Genomic DNA, 21925 nt, shown 5'->3' on the forward strand with positions numbered 1-21925 from the left:
GGGAACATCCCGCCGGAACAGGGGGGACAGGTCCATGAACATCGCCCATTGGCTCGCCCGCAGCGCGCAAGTCGCCGGCGACAGCCCGGCCCTGATGCTGGGCGACAGGCTCATGGCCGATTACGCCACCTTCCACGCTCGCGCCGCCGCCCTGGCAACGGCCCTGACCGCCAGGGGCATCTTGCCCGGCGACCGCGTCGCGATCTGGTCCGGCAATGCCCCCGATTACCTCACGGCCCTCTACGGCATCTGGATCGCCGGGGCCGCCGCCGTGCCGATCAACGCCAAGCTCCACCCGCGCGAGGCGGCGTTCATCCTCCAGGACAGCGGCGCGCGCCACCTGTTCCTCGGCCCCGGCCTCGCCCCCGACACCGACATGCCGCAGACCCCGCTCGCCAGCCCCGCCTTCGCCTCCATGACCACGGGCGCGCCCGCCCCGATCACCGACCGCGCGCCCGGCGATCTGGCCTGGCTCTTCTACACCTCGGGCACCACCGGCCAGCCCAAGGGGGTGCAGATCACCCATGGCATGCTCGCCGCCACCTCGCTCTGCTATCCCGTCGATGTCGATCCGGTCAGCCCCTTGGATGCCGCGCTCTATGCCGCCCCGATGAGCCATGGCGCGGGCCTTTACGCTCCGATCCATGTCCGCATGGGCGCGCGCCACATCGTGCCCCCCTCGGGCGGCTTCGATCCTGCCGAGGTTCTGGCGCTCTCCGCAACCCTTGGCCCCACCTCGATGTTCATGGCCCCCACCATGGTCCGCCGCCTGACCGATGCCGCCCGCGCCATGGGCAGCAAGGGCCGCGGCATCCGCACCATCGTCTATGGCGGCGGCCCCATGTATCGCGCCGATATCGAAGAGGCCGTGGCGCTCTTCGGTCCCAAATTCGTGCAGATCTACGGGCAGGGCGAATGCCCCATGGCGATCACGGCGCTCTCGCGCGCCGATGTCGCGGATCGCAGCCACCCCAACTGGCGCGCGCGCCTCGCCTCTGTCGGCCGCGCCCAAAGCCTCGTGGAAATCGCCATCGGCGACGCCACAGGCACCCCCCTGCCCAGGGGCGAGATCGGCGAGATCATGGTGCGCGGCGCCCCCGTCATGCCCGGCTACTGGCAAAACCCCGAGGCCACGGCGAAAACGCTCGTCAACGGCTGGCTCATGACCGGCGACATGGGCAGCCTCGACGCCCATGGCTACCTCACCCTCGCCGACCGCTCCAAGGATGTGATCATCTCGGGCGGCAGCAACATCTACCCCCGCGAGGTGGAGGAGGTTCTCCTGACCCACCCCTCCATCCACGAGGTTTCGGTCATCGGCCGCCCCTCCCCCGAATGGGGCGAAGAGGTCGTGGCCTTCATCGTCCCTACGCCCGGTTCCACCCCCGATCCGGCAGCGCTCGATGCCCATTGCCTCGCCCATATCGCGCGCTTCAAACGGCCCAAGGCCTACGTGACCCTGCAAGAGCTGCCCAAGAACAATTACGGCAAGGTCCTGAAAACCGACCTCCGCCGCCGCCTCGCGGAGGAACCCTGACCGCCTGCTTCTCTGTTTCCCAAATATCCCGGGGGGAGGGGCCAAAAGGCCCCGGGGGGCGGAGCCCCCACCCTCAGCAACGGGCAGAGCCCCCCACAGGCACATCCGACACAACGTCCCCGAAACCCGAGGGCCCCGCCTTGTTCGCGCCCGCGCCACGGCCTACATCGCGCCTTATGAAGCGTTTCGTTCCGTTCATCGCCAAGGACCCGCTCGTCTCGGTCATCACCCTGTCGGGCGTGATCGCGGCCTCCAACCGTGGCGGCACACTCAGCGATGCCGCCCTCGCGCCCGCCATCGAACGCGCCTTCGCCAAGGGAAAACCGACCGCCGTCGCGCTTGTCCTGAATTCGCCGGGCGGCAGCCCCGCCCAATCCTCGCTCATCGCCGCCCGCATCCGCCGCCTGGCCGAGGAAAAACAGATCCCCGTCCATGCCTTCGTCGAGGATGTGGCAGCCTCCGGCGGCTATTGGCTGGCCTGCGCCGCCGATGACATCTGGATCGACGCAAGCTCCATCGTGGGCTCCATCGGCGTCATCTCGGCGGGCTTCGGCCTGCACGAGGCGATCGCGCGCATCGGCATCGAACGCCGCGTCCATACCTCGGGTAAGGACAAGTCGATGCTCGACCCGTTCCGCCCCGAACGCCCCGAGGATGTCGAACGCCTCAAATCCATCCAGTCCCAGATCCACGACAGCTTCATCGCCCATGTGAAATCTCGCCGCGGCGCACGGCTGGCGCAGGATGCCGATCTTTTCACCGGCGAATTCTGGGTCGGGCAGCGCGCCGTCGACCTCGGGCTTGCCGACGGGATCGGCCATATCGTCCCGGTCCTGAAAGACCGCTACGGCAAGAAAACCCGCTTCCAGCGCTTCGGCCCGCGCCGGGGCCTGTTCCAGCGCTTCAGCGCCAGCCTTTCCGCCGAACTGACCGGCACCCTCCAGGACAGCGCGCTCCGGGCGCGCTACGGCCTGTCGTGATGCTCAAGATCGTCAGCCTTTTCCTGATCTTCATGGCGGTGCTCGCCATGTTCGGCCGCCTGCGCTGGCCCCGGATCGGGGGCAGGGGCGACCGCGCGGGCGGATTGCCCAAACCCAGACTTTGCCCCGATTGCGGGCGCTACAACCTGCGCGGCGGCCCCTGCCGCACGTGCAAGAACGAACAGGGCTGACATCTTGATCACGGAATTCGCCTATGCCGGCCTCGGCCTGATCATTCTCCTTCTGGCCGGGGACCTCCTGGTGAAGGGCGCGGTCAACCTCAGCCTCCGGCTCGGCATCCCGGCACTGATCGTCAGCCTGACGGTGGTGGCCTTCGGCACCTCCGCGCCCGAACTCCTGATCTCGATCACGGCGGTGCTCGATGGCGTGCCGGGTCTGGCGCTGGGCAACGTGATCGGCTCGAACACCGCCAATGTGCTGCTGATCCTCGGCATCCCGGCGATGATCTTCGGGCTTGCCACGGGCAGCGATACGCGCCGCAGCTTCCTTTTCATGATGCTGGGCAGCGCGCTGTTCGTGGGCTTGGGCTTTCTGGGTCCCTATCGCTGGTGGGCGGGCCTGATCCTTCTGGGCGCGCTGGCGCTGATCTTGTTCGATTCCGCGCGCGAGGTGCAGGCCCACCGCCGCGCCGCCGCCGCCGATGCCCAAGCGGCAGAAGACGACGACGATCTCCCCGAGGAGGCGGACCCCGACATGCCCTGGTGGAAGATCCTGGGCTTTCTCGCGCTGGGCCTGATCGGCCTGCCCATCGGGGCCGAACTGCTGATCGACAGCTCCGTCAGCATCGCGCAGGCCTTCGGGGTCAGCGACACGGTGATCGGCCTGACGCTTGTTGCGGTCGGCACCTCCTTGCCGGAACTGGCCACCACCGTCATGGCCGCGCTGCGCCGCCATGCCGATGTGGCGCTCGGCAATGTCATCGGCTCGAACATGTTCAACCTTCTGGGCATCATCGGCGTGGCCTCCCTTGTCGGGCAGATCCCCGTCGATCCGGCGCTTCTGCGCTTCGATGTCTGGGTGATGCTGGCGGCCTCTGCGGTGCTTGCGCCCTTCGTCTTCCTGCGCTGGGGCATGGGGCGTCTGGTTGGCGTGATCTTCACCGCGCTCTATGTCGCCTACATTCTGATGGTCCTGGCATAGGAAGATTGTGATGACGGCATTGGTCACGGGGGCGGCGCGGCGTCTGGGTCGCGCCATGGCGCTGGAACTTGCGCGCGCGGGCCATGATCTGGCCATCCATTATTCCGGCAGCGCCGAAGAGGCCGCGACCGTGGCCGATGAGGTGCGCGCGCTCGGCCGCCGCGCCGTGACGCTGCAAGCCGACCTGACCCACGAGGACGAGACCCAGACCCTGCTCCCCCGCGCGGTCGCGGCGCTCGATGCCCCGATCACGGTGCTGATCAACAACGCCTCGATCTTCGAATACGACAATATCGCCACCGCCACCCGCAGCAGCTGGGACAGGCACCTGGAATCGAACCTCCGCGCCCCCTTCGTCCTGACGCAAGCCATGGCCGCGCAGGTGCCGGACCCCCTCACGGATGAAAACGGCGAACCGCAGGCGCAGGGCCTGATCGTCAACATGATCGACCAGCGCGTCCTGAAACCCACGCCCGAATTCATGAGCTACACGATCGCCAAGATGGGCCTCTGGGCGCTCACCCGCACCTCGGCGCAGGCTTTGGCCCCCCGCGTGCGGGTCAATGCCATCGGTCCCGGTCCGACCATGCAGGGCGCCCGCCAATCCGCCGCGCATTTCGCGGGCCAGCGCGCGGCGACGATCCTGAACCGGGGCGCGGACCCCGCGGGCATCTGCGACGCGCTGCGCTATTTCCTGACCGCGCGCGCCGTGACCGGCCAGCTCATCTGCGTCGATGGGGGCCAGCATCTCGCATGGCAGACCCCGGACGTCCTTGGGGTTGAATAGCGCCACGGGTCGGGGCGCGATGCGGAGTTTTCCACCGGCCCCGATTTTGTGAAGTCCTTGTAAATGCAAGGTAACAGGATGATGACAGGATCGGCGTTTGAAAAATAAACGCTTTGAAATCAGAGCGTTAAAAGTTAGCCTAAAAAATAGGCAAAGCTCAGAACCCACCTCGAAACAAGGAAAATTTTCCCTCTCCCAAGATTTTTCCTCAAGCTTGTCCACAGGTTTGGTGGAGTCTTCTTCCCTTGATCAAAACACCGTTCCGTTGCAGCCGAACAGGGAATCGCCAAAGCAGTCCCGACCATGACCGAACCGACCTCGAAAGCGCCCGAAACCGGGCATGAGATCATCCACTCCTATCTCAAGACGCTCGACAATTCGCCGGGCGTCTACCGGATGCTCGATGCCCAATCCCGGGTGCTTTACGTGGGCAAGGCGCGGGCGCTGAAACGGCGGGTGTCCAATTACGCCAAGCCGTCCGGGCACAGCCCCCGCATCGCGCGGATGATCCGCGAAACGGCCTCGATGATGTTCCTGACCACGCGCACCGAAACCGAGGCGCTGCTTCTGGAACAAAACCTCATCAAGCAGCTCAAACCCCGCTACAACGTGCTCCTGCGCGACGACAAATCGTTCCCCAACATCCTCGTCGCGCGCGCCCATGCCTTTCCCCAGATCAAGAAACATCGCGGGGCCAAGACGGAAAAGGGAGATTATTTCGGCCCCTTCGCCAGCGCGGGGGCCGTGAACCGCACGCTCAACCAGCTGCAAAAGGTCTTCTTGCTCCGCAACTGCACCGATGCGACCTTTGAATCCCGCACGCGACCCTGCCTGCTCTACCAGATCAAGCGCTGCTCGGCCCCTTGCACCGGCTATATCAGCGCGACGGATTATGCTGCCTCCGTCGCCGATGCCGTCCGCTTCCTCAAGGGCGACTCGACCGAGCTTCAGGCCCAGCTCGCCACCCAGATGGCCGAGGCCTCCGAGGCCATGGAATTCGAACGCGCCGCAGCGCTCCGCGACCGCATCCGCGCGCTGACCAATGTGCAATCCGCCCAAGGCATCAATCCCCGTGGCGTGCGCGAGGCCGATGTGATCGCGCTGCACATGGAAGGCGGGCAGGCCTGCGTTCAGGTCTTCTTCATCCGCGCCAACCAGAACTGGGGCAACCGCGATTTCTACCCCCGCGTGGGCGCCGACATCGACGCCCCCGAGGTGCTCGAGGCGTTCTTGGGCCAATTCTACGACCAAAAGGACCCGCCCCCCCAGCTGATCCTCTCCCACCAGATCGACAATGCCGACCTGATGGCCGATGCGCTCTCGCAGAAATTGGGGCGCAAGGTGGAATTGCTCGTCCCCCAACGCGGCGAAAAGGCCGAATTGATCGACAGCGCGATGCGCAACGCCCGCGAAAGCCTCGCCCGCCGCATGGCCGAGGGGCAGGCCCAGACCAAGCTCCTGGACGGTCTGGCCGATGCCTTCGACCTCGACACACCCCCCAAGCGGATCGAAGTCTACGACAACTCCCACATCCAGGGCGCGCATGCCGTGGGCGCGATGATCGTCGCAGGCCCCGACGGCTTCCTCAAATCCCAATACCGCAAGTTCAATATCCGCGGCGACGACCTCACCCCCGGCGACGATTTCGGCATGATGAAAGAGGTGCTGACCCGCCGCTTCCAGCGCCTCCTCAAGGAAGACCCCGATCGGATGTCCGAAGCCTGGCCCGATCTCCTCCTGATCGACGGCGGCGCGGGACAGGTTTCGGCAGTCAAACAGATCATGGATGATCTCGGCATCGACGATCTGCCCTTCATCGGCGTGGCCAAGGGCATCGACCGCGACCAGGGCAAGGAGGAATTCCACCGCCCCGGCCAGCCGGTCATGGCGCTCCAGCGCAACGATCCCGTGCTCTATTTCATCCAGCGCCTGCGCGACGAGGCGCACCGCTTCGCCATCGGCGCCCACCGCGCCAAACGGTCCAAGGCCGTCAGCGCCACCCCCCTCGACGACATCCCCGGCGTCGGCGCCACCCGCAAACGCGCCCTGCTCGCGCATTTCGGCTCGGCCAAGGCCGTCTCCCGCGCCAACCTCTCCGACCTCACGGCGGTCGAGGGCATCAACGACGCGCTGGCGCAAAAGATCTACGATTACTTCCAGGACCGGGGGTGACACCGCTACCGCGCCCGCTTCCCTCTCCCCCGCGCCCGCGCTAAACCTGCCCCATGCGTTGGACCCTGCCCAATATCCTGACCGTCGCCCGGATGATCGCGGCCCCTCTCGTGGGGCTCGTGTTCCTCGTCCTGCCGCGGCCTTTCGCGGATTGGGTGGCGATGATCCTCTTCCTCGCGGCCTCGCTCACCGACTATGTCGACGGCTATCTCGCCCGCGCCTGGAACCAGATCAGCCGCTTCGGCGCGATGCTCGATCCGATCGCGGACAAGGCGGTCGTGGTCATCGCGCTGGCCGTGATCCTCGGCATCCACGGCATCACCGCCTGGACGCTGATCCCCGTCACCGCCATCCTCTTCCGCGAGGTTTTCGTCTCGGGCCTGCGCGAATTTCTCGGCCATTCCGCCGCCACGCTCAAGGTCACGCCGCTGGCCAAGTGGAAGACGATGGTCCAGATGGTCGCCATCACCATGCTGTTTGCCTGGGGTCTTTTCGACCATTACTTCCTGATGCAGACGCTCGGCATGAACGGCGAGATCGTGATGGGCATCCTGAACGGCGACATCCCCGATGCCGTCGGCCTCAACTGGAAATACCAGGGCCTGATGCTCACCTCCTATGGTGGCCTCGTCCTCTTGTGGCTGGCCGCAGCGCTCACGCTCGTCACCGGCTACGATTACTTCCGCAAGGCCCTGCCCTTCCTGAAGGACACGTGATGAAACTCGATATCCGCTATTTCGCCTGGCTGCGCGAACGCACCGGCACCGCTTCCGAAACGATCGAGACCGAGGCCGCGACCCTATCGGACCTCATCACCGAGCTGTCGGCCCGCGACGAAGGCTATGCGCTCGCCTTTTCCGATCCCGCAGGCATCCGCGCCGCCATCGACCAGACCCTGGTCGAGATGGACGCGCCCCTTTCGGGCGCGCGCGAAGTGGCGTTTTTCCCGCCCATGACCGGGGGCTGACCCCATGCCCGACCCGATCCGCGTGCAACAGGCCGCCTTCGACATGGGGGCCGAACTCAACGCCTTCGCCGCCAGCGTTTCGGGGGCAGGGGCCGTGGTCAGCTTTTCGGGCATCACCCGCGACGTGGCCACCGGCGATCTCCAGGTGATGGAGATCGAACATTACCCCGGCATGACCGAAAAGGCGCTCACCGATATCCGCGCGCAGGCCATCGACCGATTTTCCCTGACCGACGCCATGATCCTGCACCGCTACGGGCCCCTTGCGCCCTCCGAGCCGATCATGATGGTCGCCACCGCCGCCCGCCACCGCGCCGACGCTTTCGCGGGGGCCGAATTCCTGATGGATTACCTCAAATCCCGCGCCCCCTTCTGGAAGAAGGAGGTCACGGCCGCAGGCGCCGCCTGGGTCGACGCCAAGGACGAGGATGAAGACGCGCTCGCCCGCTGGATGCGCTAGAGCTTCCCGGCCCCGCGCCTTGCCCTTGGCGCGCGGCAGGCCCCACACCCCCTCCCGAAAGAACGACAAGGCATGGCGATGAACACGGATCTGCCCGACCTGACCGAAGATCTTCGCGACGGAATCCTCTGGGTCACCTTCAACCGGCCCGAGGCGCGCAATGCGCTGACCTTCGCCATGTATGAACGCCTGGCCCGGATCTGCGCCACCATGCCCACCGACGGCTCGGTCCGGGCCATGGTGACCTCCGGCGCGGGCGGCAGGGCCTATGCGGCGGGCACCGACATGACGCAGTTCCGCGCCTTCGAGACGGCAGAGGATGCGCTGGCCTATGAACGCCGGATCGATGCGGTGCTCGATGCCATCGAACGCTGCCCCGTGCCGACCATCGCGGCGATCCACGGGGCCTGCACGGGCGGCGGGGCCTCCATCGCGGCGGCCTGTGATCTGCGCATCGCCTCGGCGCAGCTGAAATACGGCTTTCCCATCGCGCGCACGCTGGGCAATTGCCTGGCCGCCGCCAATCTCGCGCGGTTGAGCGAGCTGATCGGCGCGGGCCGGGTGCGCGAGATGATCTTCACCGCCCGCCTGATCGAAGCCGATGAGGCGCTGTCCTGCGGTCTGGTTTCAGAAATCCTGCCCGATGAGGCCGCGCTGATGGCGCGTGCAGCGGAGCTTGCCGCGCTCGTGGGCGGCATGGCCCCCCTGACGCTCCGCGCCACCAAGGAGGCTTTGCGCCGCAACCGCGCGGCGGCCAAGGTCGATGACGACGACCTGATCACCTCGTGCTACATGAGCGAGGATTTCCGCATCGGCATGGAAGCCTTCCTGGGCAAGACCAAGCCGGAGTGGACCGGGCGCTGAGCGTCCCGCACCCCCCGCACCCCGCGACCTAGCCCGCGCTTTTCTTGAGCGAGGCGAGCTTGTTGTTCAGATGCATCTCGAGCAGCGCACCCAACCGCGCGCCATCGCGTTCCGCCACCGCCTCGACGATATCGCGATGCTCGGCCACGGCCTCCGCCCATCGCGTGTCCGAGACATTGGCCAACAGCCGTGCCCGCGCCACGCGCGCCGACAGCATCGCGTAATGCTGCTCCAGCACCGGGTTGCGCGCCGCCGAAAACAGCGCGGCATGGATATCGCGGTTCGCCTTGAAATAGCTCGGCCGGTCGCCCGCGTCGAAAGCGCGGAACATGTCGTCATGCCGCGCCACGATGGCCGCGATCTCCGCATCCGTCGCCCGTGCACAGGCCAGCTCGCCCGCCAGCCCCTCCAGCACCGCGATCACCGGAAAGGCGGCTTCCAGCTCCTCCATCGTGATGGGCGAGATGCGGGCCCCCCGGTTGGGCTCCAGCACCACCAGCCCCTCGCTCGCCAGCACCTTCAGCGCCTCGCGCAGGGGGGTGCGCGACACGCCCAAATTCTCGCACAATTCGCGCTCGGGGATCTTTGACCCCGGTTCCAGCACACCCTCCACGACCGCCTCGCGCAGCCGGGTGACAAGCTCGTCATGCAGCGACGGGCGCGCCAGCGGGGTAGACAGGTTCATCTCACAGACCTCGATCCAATAGGGCCATTTCGAGGATGCGGGCGACATGCACCGCCCGGCGTCCGGTTCCATCCGCGATCTGATGCCGACAGGATGTGCCGTCGGCAACGATCAATGTCGTTTCATCCGCTGCCCGCACCGCGGGCAACAGGTTCGCCTCGGCCATCTTCAGGGAAACCTCGACCGTCTCCCGATTATAGCCAAAGGCACCGGCCATGCCGCAACAACTGGTCTCGACCACCTCGACCTCCGCCTCGGGGATCATGGCCAGCGCCGCCTGCACATCTGGCATGACCTGATGCGCCTTCTGGTGGCAATGCCCGTGCAACAGGATCTTGCGTCCCAGAGGTTGCAAGGGCAAAGCGATTTTCGCGCGCACGAGGTATTCTTCGAGCATCAGCGCCTGTTCCGCGACGATCCCGGCCCGGCCATCGGTGATCAGCGCCGGGATCTCGTCGCGCAGCGTCAAAAGCGACGAGGGCTCCAGCCCCACGATGGGCACCCCGGCCTCTGCATGGGGCAACAGCGCCGCGATCAGCCGCTCGGCCTCGGCGCGGGCCTCCTCGACCAATCCCACCGACAACAGCGTGCGCCCGCAATCGAGCGGGCGACCGCCATCCGTTGGCCGTGCGACGGAAACCTTCAGCCCCGCAGCTTTCAGGACACGCGCCGCCGCGCGCAGGTTCTCGGGCTCGAAATAGCGGTTGAACGCATCGGCGAACAGGATCACATCGGGCCGCTCCGCCTGCACCTCGCTGTCGCGGAACGGGCGATGCGACCATGTCGGCAGATCGCGCGTGGCGGCAAAGCCGGTCAGCCCCTCGGTCAGCTTGGCCAATCCGGGGATCTTGTTGCGCAGGTTCATCAGCCACGGCATCCGCGCGGCAAGGGGCGCATAGCGCGGCATGTAGCCCACCAGCCTGTCATGCAGGGTCAGCCCGTGCTTCGCCACACGCGCGGCCAGAACCTCCGTCTTCATCCGGGCCATGTCGACACCCGTGGGGCATTCGCGCTTGCAGGCCTTGCACGAGACACAAAGCTTCATCGTCTCGGCCATCGCGTCGGAGGTCAGCGCATCCGGGCCCAGCTGTCCCGAGATCGCCAGCCTCAGCGAATTCGCCCGCCCCCGCGTCACGTCGCGTTCGTTGCGCGTCACCCGGTAGGACGGGCACATCGCCCCGCCCTGCAGCTTCCGGCAAGCCCCGTTGTTGTTGCACATCTCGACCGCGCCCTGAAAACCGCCGCCTTCGCCGGTCCAGGCGGACCAGTCGAACTGCGTCTTGAGCGGCGCGACCCTGTAATCGGGCGGATAGCGGAACAGGCTGCGGTCATCCATCTTGGGCGGATCGACGATCTTGCCGGGGTTCATCACCCCCGTGGGGTCAAAGCGGTCCTTCACCTTGCGGAACAGATCGGTGACCTCGGTCCCGTACATGCGTTCGTGGAATTCCGACCGCACGATGCCGTCGCCATGTTCGCCCGAATGGGACCCCTTGTATTCCGCGACCAGCGCAAAGGCTTCTTCGGCAATGGAGCGCATCTTCTGCACGTCCTCGGCCAGCTTCAGGTTCAGCACCGGCCGCACATGCAGACACCCGACCGACGCATGGGCATACCACGTGCCGCGCGTGCCGTGGCGCTCGAACACCTCCGTCAACCGGGCGGTGTAATCGGCCAGATCGGGCAGTGCGACCGCGCAATCCTCGACGAAAGAGACAGGTTTGCCGTCCTCCTTCATCGACATCATGATGTTCAGGCCCGATTTGCGCACTTCGGCGATCTGGCTCTGCAGGCGCTGATCGGTGATCGGCGTCACCCCGCCCCAGCTTCGCCCCGTGCCCTGCCACGAAAAGCCCAATTCCCCCATCCGCGCCTCGATCTCGGCCAGCTTGCGGGCATTGCCCTCGGCCGAGCCTTCGTCGAATTCGACCAGCAAAAGCGCGGCAGGCTCGCCCGTGACCACCGCGTCGATGGTGCGCCGGAACAGCGGGATCTGCCGCGACAGCGCGATCATCGTGTCATCGACCAATTCGACCGACAGCGGGTCCAGCGCCACCAGGTGCTGGGTCGCATCCATCGCCTGGTAGAAACTCGGGAAATGGCAGACGGCCAGGACCTTCTCGCCCACCAGCGGCCAAAGCTTCAGCTCGATGGCGGTGAAATAGGCCAGCGTCCCCTCGGACCCGACCAACAGATGCGACAGGTTGGGGGCGCCCCCGCCGGGGATCAGCGCATCGAGATTGTAGCCCCCCACGCGGCGGTTGAGCTTGGGGAAACGGGCATCGATCAGCTCCGCGTGATCCGCTCCGATCCGCAGCATGTCGTTGATGATGTCGGCGGCAGGATGGTTCGACAGCCGCCCGCCCTGCACCTCGCCAAAGCGCGCCTGCGTCCCATCGGCAAGGATCGCGTCGATGGACAGCACGTTCGAGCGCATCGTCCCGTATCTCAGCGACCGCCCCCCGCAGGAATTGTTGGCGGCCATCCCCCCGATGGTGGCGCGCGATGCGGTCGACACATCCACCGGGAACCAAAGACCATGGGGTTTCAGCGCCCGGTTCAGCTCGTCCAGCACGACGCCCGGCTCCACGATGGCGCGGCGTCCTTCCACGTCGATCTCGAGGATGCGGTTGAAATGCCGGGCATTGTCGATGATCAGCCCCGAATTCACCGTCTGCCCGCATTGCGACGTGCCGCCGCCCCGCCCGGTGACGCTCAATCCCTCGGCCCGCGCCATGGACAGCGCGGCCATGACATCCTCCTTGGACCGGGGAATCGCCACCGCCGTCGGCATCATCTGATAGATCGACGCATCCGTCGAATACCGCCCCCGCGTAAAGGCATCGGTCAGGATTTCCCCTGAAAACTGATACTTGAGCTGGTCGAGCGGCATTCCCTTCCTCCCCCTGTGCGATGCCTTGACAGGCGTCTGCATTTTGTATTCATAATTCTAAATAATGCGCACAACAAGACGATACCGCCGTGGTGCGCTCCGGTCTAGGGAGGACAAAATGAAGCGGAGAAACGCAGGCCGACACTTCCTGCAGATTCCTGGGCCAAGTGCCGTGCCCGAGCGCATCCTCCGGGCGATGAGCGCGCAGGTGATCGACCACCGCGGCCCGGATTTCGCCGATGTGGGCAAGACCGCGCTCGACGGCATGAAGACGATCTTCAAGACCGAGGCCGGTCGCGTCTTCATCTATCCCGCTTCCGGCACCGGCGCCTGGGAGGCCGCATTGGTCAACACCTTGGCCGAGGGCGACCGCGTCTTGATGTATGAAACCGGCCATTTCGCGACGCTGTGGAAAAAGATGGCCGACCGGCTCGGCGTGCGCGCCGAATTCATCGAAGGCGACTGGCGCGGCGGGGCCGATGCCGATGCCATCGAAGCCTATCTGCGCAAGGATACCGCCCACGAGATCAAGGCGGTCTGCGTGGTCCACAACGAGACCTCGACCGGCTCCGTCTCTCCCATCGCCGACATCCGCGCGGCCATCGACGCGGCGGGCCATCCCGCGCTCTTGATGGTGGATTCGATATCGGGCCTCGCCTCGGTCGATTTCCGCTTCGACGAATGGGGCGTGGATGTCTGCGTCTCGGGTTCGCAAAAGGGCCTGATGCTGCCGCCCGGCATCTCCTTCAACTGCGTCAGCGACAAGGCGATGGAAGTGTCGCGCAAGGGCGGCATGCGCCGGTCCTACTGGGATTGGCACGACATGACCGGGCCCAATGCCACCGGCTATTTCCCCTACACGCCCGCCACCAACGCGCTTTACGGCCTGAACGAGGCCATCGCGATGCTGCACGAGGAAGGGCTCGACAACGTCTTCGCCCGCCACGCCCGCCATGCCCGCGCCACCCGTGCCGCCGTCCGCGCCTGGGGGCTCGAGGTGCTCTGCCGCCAGCAGGGACAGGAAAGCGGCGTCCTGACCGCCGTCCTCATGCCCGAGGGCCACAGCGCCGATGCCTTCCGCGCGCAGGTGCTGCGCTCCTTCGACATCTCGCTCGGCAACGGCCTGTCCAAGGTCGCCGACAAGGTGTTCCGCATCGGCCATCTGGGCGATTTCAACGATGCGATGCTGATGGGTACCCTCTCGGGCATCGAGATGGCGCTCGCCAAATCGCGCATCCCCCATTCCGCCGGTGGAACGGCAGCGGCGATGGCTGTCCTGGAGGAGGACATCCCCGCCGCGATCGCCGCGGAATAACGCCTGCCCGGGGCGCTCGTGCGGTTGCGCCCCGGGAAACACACCGCAACTGCACCAAACCCCAGAGACCACCAAGGGAGGAACTTGCCATGGTTTCGTTGAAGGCAACCGTCATCACGACATTCACCGCAGCCAGCCTGGCTGTGGCCGCCAGCCCGGCGGCAGCGGACTACCCCGAACGCACAGTTGAAGTGATCCATTCCTACGGTCCGGGTGGCGGCACGGACAATTTCGTCCGCGCCGTGGCCGCGCCCTTCCAGGAGGTGGCCGGCGAATCCATGGTGCCGATCTCGATCCAGGGCGGCAGCGGCATTCCCGCCTTCGCCAACCTGATGCAGCGTCCCCGCGACGGCTACACGATGATGGCGATCAGCCCCGATGAAATCATCAACCACGCGCTCGGCCGCATCGACATGGCCGATTTCGCCCCCGTCGCACGGGTCCAGTTCGACCAGGGCATGATCGTCGTTCCGGCATCGAGCCCGTTCCAGACCATCCAGGAGCTGATGGAACACGCCCGCGCCAATCCCGGCGATCTGACCATCGGCATCACTGGTGCGGCAGGCTTCGACGATACCGTCATCGGCCTTTGGAACATCGAAACCGGTGCCGAACTGACCACCGTTCCCTTCGGCTCGGCCGAAATGGTGTCAAACACGCTCGGCGGTCAGGTCGACGCGATGCACGAGGAATACGGCCCCGCACGCGGCCTGATCGAATCGGGCGACATGCGCCCGCTCGTCGTCTTCTCCGAAGAACGCCTGCCGGTCCTGCCCGATGTGCCCACGGCGGTCGAGCTGGGCTATAACGTGACGCTCGGCCGCTGGCGCGCCTTCGCCATGCCCGCAGGCGTCGACCCCGAGATCGTGAACGCGATGTACAGCCTGGTGGAGCAATCCGTCGCCAGCGACAGCTACCGCGAATTCGAGGAACAGGCCGCACTCCAGTTCCGGTCCGAATTGCTCGATCCGGCCGAGTTCCAGGCCTTCATCGACACCGAGGTCGAGACCTATACCCGCGTCCTCGACGCGCTGGGCCTCCTGAACAACTGACGCCGTCGCACCTGCCCGGTCGTGGATGCCACGGCCGGGCAGCACCCCATCCCTCTCGATTCTGGAGATAGCCATGGCGGCGCGTCTTCTCGATGTGGCTTTCGCTGGCCTCCTCTTCCTCCTCTCGATCTATCTCTGGATCGAGGCGGACGGATTTCCCACATCCCGCCGCTTCGCGCAGGCCGATGCGGATTTCTGGCCCAAGGCCGTTTTCGGCACCATGGCCCTGATCACCGCGATCATGGTGGTGCGCGGGCTGATGGGCCTGCGGGGTCCGAAAGACGCCGACACGCAAGCTTTCGTGATGACCTCCGAAAACTGGGTCTCGGTGGCGCGCGTGGGCGCGATGGCGGGCCTCATCCTCGCCTTCTATTTCGCGCTGCAGATCGTGGGCTTCCCGATTGCCACCATCACCTTCCTGTTTCTGGCAAGCTTCGTGATCCCCTATCCCAACCACGCGATCCGCGTGGCCTTCGCGCTGGGGTTCACGGTGGCTCTCGTCCTCTTCTTCACCAAGGCGCTGCAACTGCCGCTGCCACGGGGAACCGGGGTCTTCTACGAATTCAACGTGCTCTTCTACTGAGCCAGCCGAAGGAAACGTCACATGCTGGAAGCTTATGGGTCCGCCTTCGCCTATCTCTTCGGGAACCCGTCCTCGTTCCTTCTGCTGATCGTCGCCGTGATCTGGGGCATCGCCTTTGGCTCGGTCCCCGGCCTGACCGGCATCGTCGGGGTCGCGCTGCTGATCCCCTTCACCTTCGTCCTCGACCCGATCGCGGGCCTGTTGCTCTTGTCGGGCGTCTATGTCGGCTCGACCTTCGGCGGGTCCATCTCGGCCATCTTGTTCAACACACCGGGCAGTCCCGAGGCCGCCTGTACCGCGCTGGACGGCTATCCGATGGCCCGGCGCGGCGAAGCCGGCAAGGCGCTGGGCATCGCGCTTGCGGCTTCGGCCATCGGCGGCATCTTCGGCACCGTTGTCCTGATGCTGCTGGCCCCGCCCATGGCGCAATTCGCGCTGAATTTCGGTCCGGCCGAATATTTCGCGCTGGCCGTTCTGGGCATCACCGCCATCGCGGCCATCGGCGGCGGTTCGATCCTCAAGGGGCTGGTGGCGGGCCTGATCGGCCTTGGCATCGCCACGGTCGGGCTTGACCCGATCACCGGCACCGAGCGCTACACGTTCGGAAACCTGTCGCTTCTGACCGGCATCAGCTTCGTGCCCGCCATCATCGGCACCTTCGCGCTCGCCGAAGTGCTGCAGCGCTCGGGCGAACGCGTGACGACGGGTCAGGTCATCACCGATGTCTCGACCCAGCTGCCCAGCCTCAAGGAATTCATGGCCACACGCATCACGCTTTTGCGCTCGTCCACCATCGGGGCGATCATCGGCGCGCTGCCCGGCGTCGGGGCGACGACCGCCGCCTTCATCAGCTATTCCGAGGCCGTCCGCTGGTCCCGGCGCCCGCAGGATTTCGGCACCGGCATCGCGGATGGCATCGCTGCCCCGGAATCGGCCAACAACTCCGCCGTGGGCGGTTCCATGGTGCCGCTTCTGGCGCTCGGCATTCCCGGCAGCGCCACCACCGCCGTCATGCTCGGCGGGCTCACGATCCACGGCATCATCCCCGGCCCGCTGCTGATGGAAAACAACGCGCAGCTTGTCTACACGGTCTTCATCGGCATGTTCCTGGCCAATATCCTGATGCTGGTCTTCGGCATCCGCGCCGCGCGGTATTTCGCCCTTGTGCTCAAGGCACCCTATGCGCTGGTCGGCCCTGCCATCGTCGTCTTGTGCATGACCGGCGTCTATGCGCTGAATTCCAACATCTCCGATGTCGGCATCATGCTCGCCATGGGGGCTTTCGGCTTTCTCTTGCGCAAGTTGAAATATCCCATCGCGTCTTTCGTGATCGGCCTAGTTCTGGGACCGATCGCGGAAACCAGTCTGCGGCAGGGGCTCGTGATCTCGAACTACGACTACTGGGAATTCGTTTCCCGCCCGATCACCGCTGTGCTTCTGACCGCCAGTATCGCGTCGCTCGTCTACGGCTTCTACGGCCAGTGGAAGCGCCACAGGTCCTACCGTGCCGCGGTCGCGGCGGGCGAGTAGCCGGGCCCGTCCCGGGAAAAGCCCGCATCGCTGCCTGATCGCCCGGCCCGAACGGCACCCGCCGCAGGGTCGGGCGGTCCGCATGTCGGGGGGGGCGCAACGCGGCCAAGGACGCCCGGCGGGGCCCCGAAACCGCTCCGTCACGCCAATAGATGAACAAATCCCCAAAGGCCCTGCACCGGCGCAAGGATGCGTTCATCTTCGCGCCGGAAAATTAACCCTCTGTCAGGATTTGCCCGGAAATCTTCACCGCTTGTTCACCATGGGCGCCTGCGGTTGACCGGATATCAACCACGATCCGCCGCTCAATCCTCGGCGCGGTTCATGCGTTCGATATAGACGCGCAGCTCTTCCGTCTCGTGCCGCGCCTCGCGCAGACCATCCATCGCGGCGCGCAATTCCGCCTCCGTCTGGCTCAGTTGCCCGGTCAGCTCCGCCTCGCGATGTTGCAGATAGGCGATGGCCTGATCCCGCGTTTCTTCCGCGTCATGCAGCGCTTTTGCCAGCGATTCCAATTCGTTGAGATCCGCGCTCGTCACCTGGCTGAACCGCGCGACCAGCCAATGCGCGAACCATCCCAGCACAAAGGCCACGAACAGGATGATCGCGATCACGATGATGAACTCGATGCGGTTCATGGGGCTTCATCCTCTTGCTCGGGCGCGCCGGACAGGCTCGCGGGCCGGGGCCGGGGACGCGCGCCAGCCGGAACCTCCGCCGCGTCACCTGTTGCATTTTCCCCTTCCAAAACAGGGGCTTGATCCGTTTCTTCCGACGCTTCGACCAGCAGCCGGAACTCGATCCGCCGGTTCTGTTCGCGCCCTTCCTCGGTCTCGTTCGAGGCCAGCGGCTGGCTCTCGCCATAGCCCTGCGCGACAAGGTTCGACACCAGAACCTCCCGCGCCAAAAGCCCGTTCAGCACCGCATCCGCGCGCGATTGGCTCAGGTTCAGGTTCATTTCCTCGCGGCCCTGGCTGTCGGTATGACCGCTGATTTCCATCCGCACATGCTGGCAATCGGGCAAAACCTCGGCGATCCGGTCCAGCACTTCGCCCGCGCTCTCGTTGATCTCGACCGAGCCGGGATCAAAGGTGATCTTTCCCTCGGCCTGAATTTCCTGAATTCTTTCAACGCATTGTTCGGGCGTCGGCAGGGCCGCGACCGGGTCCAGCGCCTCGTCGTAGCGCACCGCCACGTCAAAGGCCGCAGCCTGTCCCAGCTCGCCCGCCAGAAACCGCGTGATCTCGGAGGCGACCGCCGCATCGCCCGTCCGCCCCTCCAGCCGCAGCGTTTCGGGCTCCAGCGTCATCGTGCCCTCGCCGACCTGCGACAAGGCCTGCAGCCCCGCCATCGCCCGGATCGACCAGCCCTGCGGCAGGTCCGCCACCGCCCGCGTCGCGATATCGGTCCGCGCCGCGCCGAACAGCGCCCGCGCATAAGCCTCTACCGACCGGCCCACCGGTCCCTCCGGCAACCGCCCGCGCAGGCGCAACCTTCCGTCCTCGCTCAGTGTCGCGATGAGCCGCGCGGGCCCGGTGCTGGCCGATGCGCTGTCCACCTGCGGGGTCGGCAGCACGCCATCGAGCGAGAAGACATCGGGCAGCGCGGCGCTCAACTCCCCGATAACACGGTCAAAATCGTCCTGCCCCGTCCCCTCGGCGGCGATGAACGTCACATCCGCATCCGAAAAGGCGACCGTGCCTTGCCCCAGTTGTGCAAGGGCCCCGATCGCGGTGACGACGGCATCGCCCCATTGCGGCGACGGCACGCCCAACCCGATCGTGCAGGTCAGGACACCCTGCGCGCCGGCGGCTGCGGCGGCCTGGATGATACGGTCGCGCGCGGCCAGCGTATCGGCGGCGCAGGTCTCGAACCGTGCCCCATCCGCATCGATGGTGAACCGCAGGGTAAAGGGCGTGATGACCGGGCGCGGGGCCGAAATGTCCAGAACGACGGTCACGCCCTGCGGCTGGCCCCGTTCCAGCGTCGCAAGGAAACGGGCACGCTGTTCCGCGCTTTCGCTGATGGCCTGAACCTCGACCCGGTCGGCATAGATCGTGACCTTGGACCGGGGCAGTTCTTGCAGGGCGCGCAGCCCGTAATCCAGTGCGGCCACCCAGGTCGGAGGCACAGGAAAATCAGCGATTTCAACAAGGTTCGTGACCTCGCCGACATTCTCGATGGCCATGATCGCGTCATTGATCGGATCAAGACCCGTGGCCGTCGGAACCAATCCGATGACCTGCAGACCCGTCGTGGTGCGCAGCACATCGACCGAAAAGCGCGGCGGTGCGGTGGCGTCACGCCGCCGGATTTCGACACGGTTCACCAGCCGGTCCGCGTCGATGATCGCGCCCGCCCGGCTGACCGCGCGAAAGGCCGCCGCCTCGCTCGGGGCCGTTCCGTCGATGAAGACCTGAAGTCCGTTGGCCGATATCTCGGCCCAAGTCATGCCGCCCGCATGCAGCGTCTCGGTGATCGCCTCGACCGAACGCCGTTCCATGGCCACCGCGAGAAAACCCGCGGTGAAGATGGCAAGAACGGCCGCGAGAACAAAGGAACCAGCAGCAATAAGGGTCGGCAAACGGATCATGGGCCGTATCGTCAAAGGCTGCCCGCGGGCGTGCGTTGCAAAGGGGTTACAGGCTAGCCCGGCCGGGTTCAATCAGACCAGTGCCGCTGCGGCGAAAAACAGCGCAGGGATCAGGCCCGTGTCCCGGTTGGACCGGAACAGCCGCAGACAGGTCGCGGCATCGTCGATGTCGAGCCGCTGCAACTGCCACAGCATGTGCCAACCCATGCCCCAGATCCCCGCCAAGGCCAGCACCAGCGCCAGAACCGAGGCCTGACCAAGCGCCACAAGGACGGCAAGCCCCATGAGGACGATGGTTGCGACCAGAAAGCCGCGCAGCCACAGATGGGTGTTGTCGGCGAACAGCCGGGCCGTGGACTTGACCCCGATCAGGGCGTCATCCTCCCGGTCCTGATGGGCGTAGATCGTGTCGTAGAAGAGCGTCCAGCTGATCCCCGAAAGGTACAGCAGCACCGCAGGCCAACCCAGGCTGCCCGTCTGCGCCGTCCACAGCAACAGCGCCCCCCAGTTGAAGGCGAGGCCCAGGAAAACCTGCGGCCACCAGGTGAAGCGCTTGGCAAAAGGATAGACCGCAACCGTCAGGAGCGACGCGAACCCCAGAAGGATGGCGGGCAGGTTGAAGGTCAAAAGGATGCCAAAGGCCAGAAGCGCCTGCGCCACCATCCAGGCCAGCGCCTGCTTGACGCTCACCTGCCCCGAGGGAATGGGCCGCGACCGGGTGCGCGCGACCGATCCGTCGATGTCGCGGTCGGTGATGTCGTTCCAAGTGCAGCCTGCACCGCGCATCAGGAAGGCCCCGATGGAGGACCCGACGAAGAGCCACAGCTCGTGCAGCGACAGCCCCGCCCCGTCCGAGGCCGCCGCCAGAAAGATCGCCCACCAGCAGGGCAGAAGCAAAAGCCATGTCCCGATGGGGCGGTCGGCCCGGCTGAGCCGCAGATAGGGGCGCGTGGGCGCGGGCGCGAGCCGGTCGACCCAATTGCCGCGCACGGCGTCAGCCACCTGACCCTCTGGCGTTTTGCTGGCCTCGCTCATAGTTTGCGCCTCATGTCGGACCGTCCCAAGATACGCCTCCATGTAGACCAGCCTTTGGGCCCGGAGCAAACACTCGACCTGTCGCGGGAGCAGGCCAATTACCTGTTCAACGTCATGCGGCTGGGGCCGGGGGCCGAGGTCGCGCTGTTCAACGGGCGCGACGGCGAATGGGCCGCCAGCGTGGCCGAGGCCGGAAAGCGCGGCGGCGTCCTGCGTTGCGTGCGGCAGACAGCGCCCCTGCTGTTGCCGCCGGACCTGTGGCTGCTCTTTGCCCCGATCAAGAAGGCGCGCACCGATTTCATCGTGGAAAAGGCGGTCGAGATGGGGGCCGCGCGCATCATGCCGGTCCAGACCGAATTCACGAATTCCGAACGCATCCGGCAGGACCGCTTGCAGGCCCATGCGGTGGAAGCGGCCGAGCAATGCGGCGGCACCTTCGTGCCCGAGGTGACGGATCTTCACAGGCTGGACCGGGTTCTGGCCGATTGGCCCGACGGGCGGCGGCTGATCTTTGCGGATGAAGGTGCGGTCGGTCGCTCCGCGCTCCTGCCCGACCTTGTCGCGGCTGACGCGGACCAACAGGTCCAAGGAAGCGGCTGGGCCATCCTGATCGGGCCTGAAGGCGGCTTTTCGCAAGCCGAGCGTGACCGCTTGCGCGGCCTGCCCTTCGTGCATCCCATCGCGCTGGGTCCGCGCATCCTGCGCGCCGATACGGCCGCGGTCGCAGCCCTGACCTTGTTCCAATCCAGCCTCGGGGATTGGCGGTGAACGGGTTTCTCCGCCCCGAGGTCGCGGCCCTGCTCTACCGCTGGCGCGAGGTGATCGGGGCCGTGGCCGTCATCCTCCTCGGCCTGTGGATCGCGGCGCGACCGGGGCTGATCGTGCAGGGCTTTGGCTATGTGCTGGCCGCACTGGCATTGCTGGCGCTGATCCCGGCGGTGCGGCGGGCACGTTTCGTCACGGCGGGCGAGGGGCCGGGCGTGGTGCAAGTGGTCGAGGGGCGCATCCTTTACATGGGTCCCCAGACCGGCGGCGCGGTCTCGCTTGCCGATCTGACAAGCCTTGCGATCCGGCGCGATCACACGGGTGCGGCGGCCTGGATCCTGAGCGAGCCGGGGCAGATGCTGATCGTGCCCGTGGACGCGGCCGGGGCCGATGCGCTCTTCGATGCATTCACCGCGCTGCCGGGTCTTGGCGGCCAGAGCCTGTTGGCTGCGCGGCGGGGAACGCGCATGGGTGAACAGCTGCTGTGGCGGCGTGTGAACGCTCCGGCCTTGACACGATAGAGCCACCGGGTCACCTGTGCCCCCC

At 66.2% G+C, this 21925-nt stretch carries 21 protein-coding genes; 16 read left to right on the forward strand and 5 right to left on the reverse strand.

Annotated elements, in window-relative coordinates; translation table 11 throughout:
• The first annotated feature begins 34 nt into the window (after positions 1–34).
• From AABA51_RS01015 to AABA51_RS01060, 10 genes are all read left to right on the forward strand, one after another.
• Positions 35–1537: a class I adenylate-forming enzyme family protein gene (locus tag AABA51_RS01015; protein WP_338273522.1), complete on the forward strand. Its 1503-nt coding sequence runs from the start codon at positions 35–37 to the stop codon at positions 1535–1537.
• 176 nt (positions 1538–1713) lie between these two features.
• Positions 1714–2517, forward strand: a complete 804-nt coding sequence (locus tag AABA51_RS01020) for a S49 family peptidase (RefSeq protein ID WP_338273524.1) — start codon at positions 1714–1716, stop codon at positions 2515–2517.
• Positions 2517–2708 (forward strand): hypothetical protein, encoded by a 192-nt coding sequence (locus AABA51_RS01025; RefSeq protein ID WP_338273526.1) that lies wholly within the window; start codon positions 2517–2519, stop codon positions 2706–2708. The genes AABA51_RS01020 and AABA51_RS01025 overlap by 1 nt, the downstream gene beginning before the upstream one ends.
• 4 nt (positions 2709–2712) lie before the next feature.
• Positions 2713–3678 carry a calcium/sodium antiporter gene (locus tag AABA51_RS01030; protein WP_338273528.1) on the forward strand — a complete coding sequence of 322 codons (966 nt, stop codon included), beginning with the start codon at positions 2713–2715 and terminating at the stop codon, positions 3676–3678.
• Positions 3679–3688: 10 nt separating this feature from the next.
• A complete protein-coding gene (locus AABA51_RS01035) occupies positions 3689–4465 on the forward strand; it encodes an SDR family oxidoreductase (protein ID WP_338273530.1) in 777 nt (258 codons plus the stop codon).
• A 303-nt stretch (positions 4466–4768) separates the two neighbouring features.
• Positions 4769–6637: an excinuclease ABC subunit UvrC gene (gene uvrC, locus AABA51_RS01040; protein ID WP_338273532.1), complete on the forward strand. Its 1869-nt coding sequence runs from the start codon at positions 4769–4771 to the stop codon at positions 6635–6637.
• A gap of 53 nt (positions 6638–6690) precedes the next feature.
• Positions 6691–7353 (forward strand): CDP-diacylglycerol--glycerol-3-phosphate 3-phosphatidyltransferase, encoded by a 663-nt coding sequence (pgsA, locus tag AABA51_RS01045; protein WP_338273535.1) that lies wholly within the window; start codon positions 6691–6693, stop codon positions 7351–7353.
• Complete coding sequence (moaD, locus tag AABA51_RS01050; RefSeq protein ID WP_338273537.1) at positions 7353–7604, forward strand: molybdopterin converting factor subunit 1; 252 nt, start codon at positions 7353–7355, stop codon at positions 7602–7604. The genes pgsA and moaD overlap by 1 nt, the downstream gene beginning before the upstream one ends.
• 4 nt (positions 7605–7608) lie before the next feature.
• A complete protein-coding gene (locus AABA51_RS01055) occupies positions 7609–8064 on the forward strand; it encodes a molybdenum cofactor biosynthesis protein MoaE (protein WP_338273539.1) in 456 nt (151 codons plus the stop codon).
• 72 nt (positions 8065–8136) lie between these two features.
• Positions 8137–8928, forward strand: coding sequence for an enoyl-CoA hydratase/isomerase family protein (locus AABA51_RS01060; protein WP_338273541.1), 792 nt, complete (start codon positions 8137–8139; stop codon positions 8926–8928).
• Between the two features lie 28 nt (positions 8929–8956).
• Here AABA51_RS01060 and AABA51_RS01065 read toward each other — a convergent pair whose 3' ends face one another.
• Complete coding sequence (locus AABA51_RS01065) at positions 8957–9613, reverse strand: GntR family transcriptional regulator (RefSeq protein ID WP_338273543.1); 657 nt, start codon at positions 9611–9613, stop codon at positions 8957–8959.
• Between the two features lies 1 nt (position 9614).
• Complete coding sequence (locus tag AABA51_RS01070) at positions 9615–12506, reverse strand: FAD-binding and (Fe-S)-binding domain-containing protein (protein ID WP_338273545.1); 2892 nt, start codon at positions 12504–12506, stop codon at positions 9615–9617.
• Positions 12507–12624: 118 nt separating this feature from the next.
• On the opposite strand from AABA51_RS01070, the gene AABA51_RS01075 reads away from it, so the two are divergent.
• From AABA51_RS01075 to AABA51_RS01090, 4 genes are all read left to right on the forward strand, one after another.
• Positions 12625–13821, forward strand: coding sequence for a pyridoxal-phosphate-dependent aminotransferase family protein (locus AABA51_RS01075; protein ID WP_338273546.1), 1197 nt, complete (start codon positions 12625–12627; stop codon positions 13819–13821).
• A gap of 89 nt (positions 13822–13910) precedes the next feature.
• Positions 13911–14873: a tripartite tricarboxylate transporter substrate binding protein gene (locus tag AABA51_RS01080; protein WP_338273548.1), complete on the forward strand. Its 963-nt coding sequence runs from the start codon at positions 13911–13913 to the stop codon at positions 14871–14873.
• A 73-nt stretch (positions 14874–14946) separates the two neighbouring features.
• Positions 14947–15456: a tripartite tricarboxylate transporter TctB family protein gene (locus tag AABA51_RS01085; RefSeq protein WP_338273551.1), complete on the forward strand. Its 510-nt coding sequence runs from the start codon at positions 14947–14949 to the stop codon at positions 15454–15456.
• A 21-nt stretch (positions 15457–15477) separates the two neighbouring features.
• Positions 15478–16986: a tripartite tricarboxylate transporter permease gene (locus AABA51_RS01090; RefSeq protein ID WP_338273553.1), complete on the forward strand. Its 1509-nt coding sequence runs from the start codon at positions 15478–15480 to the stop codon at positions 16984–16986.
• Between the two features lie 305 nt (positions 16987–17291).
• Here the strand turns inward: AABA51_RS01090 and AABA51_RS01095 are convergent, their stop codons facing one another.
• From AABA51_RS01095 to ubiA, 3 genes are all read right to left on the reverse strand, one after another.
• The gene (locus AABA51_RS01095) at positions 17292–17624 is read right to left on the reverse strand and encodes a hypothetical protein (protein ID WP_338273555.1); all 333 of its coding nucleotides are present in this window, start codon (positions 17622–17624) and stop codon (positions 17292–17294) included.
• On the reverse strand, positions 17621–19489 hold the full coding sequence (locus AABA51_RS01100; protein WP_338273557.1) for an OmpA family protein: 1869 nt from the start codon (positions 19487–19489) through the stop codon (positions 17621–17623). Before AABA51_RS01100 ends, AABA51_RS01095 begins: the two co-directional genes overlap by 4 nt.
• A 162-nt stretch (positions 19490–19651) precedes the next feature.
• Positions 19652–20614: a 4-hydroxybenzoate octaprenyltransferase gene (gene ubiA / locus AABA51_RS01105; RefSeq protein ID WP_338273559.1), complete on the reverse strand. Its 963-nt coding sequence runs from the start codon at positions 20612–20614 to the stop codon at positions 19652–19654.
• Between the two features lie 12 nt (positions 20615–20626).
• On the opposite strand from ubiA, the gene AABA51_RS01110 reads away from it, so the two are divergent.
• Both AABA51_RS01110 and AABA51_RS01115 read left to right on the forward strand, forming a co-directional pair.
• The gene (locus AABA51_RS01110) at positions 20627–21382 is read left to right on the forward strand and encodes a 16S rRNA (uracil(1498)-N(3))-methyltransferase (protein WP_338273561.1); all 756 of its coding nucleotides are present in this window, start codon (positions 20627–20629) and stop codon (positions 21380–21382) included.
• Positions 21379–21900, forward strand: coding sequence for a hypothetical protein (locus AABA51_RS01115; RefSeq protein WP_338273563.1), 522 nt, complete (start codon positions 21379–21381; stop codon positions 21898–21900). Before AABA51_RS01110 ends, AABA51_RS01115 begins: the two co-directional genes overlap by 4 nt.
• Positions 21901–21925 lie beyond the last annotated feature (25 nt).

The organism is Roseicyclus marinus (assembly GCF_036322625.1).
In the GTDB taxonomy this organism is placed as follows: Bacteria; Pseudomonadota; Alphaproteobacteria; order Rhodobacterales; family Rhodobacteraceae; genus Roseicyclus; species Roseicyclus marinus_A.

Coding starts and splice junctions, on each gene's coding strand:
- AABA51_RS01015 (WP_338273522.1), top strand. CDS start 35: ATGAACATCGCCCATTGGCTCGCCCGCAGCGCGCAAGTCGCCGGCGAC.
- AABA51_RS01020 (WP_338273524.1), top strand. CDS start 1,714: ATGAAGCGTTTCGTTCCGTTCATCGCCAAGGACCCGCTCGTCTCGGTC.
- AABA51_RS01025 (WP_338273526.1), top strand. CDS start 2,517: ATGCTCAAGATCGTCAGCCTTTTCCTGATCTTCATGGCGGTGCTCGCC.
- AABA51_RS01035 (WP_338273530.1), top strand. CDS start 3,689: ATGACGGCATTGGTCACGGGGGCGGCGCGGCGTCTGGGTCGCGCCATG.
- uvrC (WP_338273532.1), top strand. CDS start 4,769: ATGACCGAACCGACCTCGAAAGCGCCCGAAACCGGGCATGAGATCATC.
- pgsA (WP_338273535.1), top strand. CDS start 6,691: ATGCGTTGGACCCTGCCCAATATCCTGACCGTCGCCCGGATGATCGCG.
- moaD (WP_338273537.1), top strand. CDS start 7,353: ATGAAACTCGATATCCGCTATTTCGCCTGGCTGCGCGAACGCACCGGC.
- AABA51_RS01055 (WP_338273539.1), top strand. CDS start 7,609: ATGCCCGACCCGATCCGCGTGCAACAGGCCGCCTTCGACATGGGGGCC.
- AABA51_RS01060 (WP_338273541.1), top strand. CDS start 8,137: ATGGCGATGAACACGGATCTGCCCGACCTGACCGAAGATCTTCGCGAC.
- AABA51_RS01065 (WP_338273543.1), bottom strand. CDS start 9,613: ATGAACCTGTCTACCCCGCTGGCGCGCCCGTCGCTGCATGACGAGCTT.
- AABA51_RS01070 (WP_338273545.1), bottom strand. CDS start 12,506: ATGCCGCTCGACCAGCTCAAGTATCAGTTTTCAGGGGAAATCCTGACC.
- AABA51_RS01075 (WP_338273546.1), top strand. CDS start 12,625: ATGAAGCGGAGAAACGCAGGCCGACACTTCCTGCAGATTCCTGGGCCA.
- AABA51_RS01080 (WP_338273548.1), top strand. CDS start 13,911: ATGGTTTCGTTGAAGGCAACCGTCATCACGACATTCACCGCAGCCAGC.
- AABA51_RS01085 (WP_338273551.1), top strand. CDS start 14,947: ATGGCGGCGCGTCTTCTCGATGTGGCTTTCGCTGGCCTCCTCTTCCTC.
- AABA51_RS01090 (WP_338273553.1), top strand. CDS start 15,478: ATGCTGGAAGCTTATGGGTCCGCCTTCGCCTATCTCTTCGGGAACCCG.
- AABA51_RS01095 (WP_338273555.1), bottom strand. CDS start 17,624: ATGAACCGCATCGAGTTCATCATCGTGATCGCGATCATCCTGTTCGTG.
- AABA51_RS01100 (WP_338273557.1), bottom strand. CDS start 19,489: ATGGAACGGCGTTCGGTCGAGGCGATCACCGAGACGCTGCATGCGGGC.
- ubiA (WP_338273559.1), bottom strand. CDS start 20,614: ATGAGCGAGGCCAGCAAAACGCCAGAGGGTCAGGTGGCTGACGCCGTG.
- AABA51_RS01110 (WP_338273561.1), top strand. CDS start 20,627: ATGTCGGACCGTCCCAAGATACGCCTCCATGTAGACCAGCCTTTGGGC.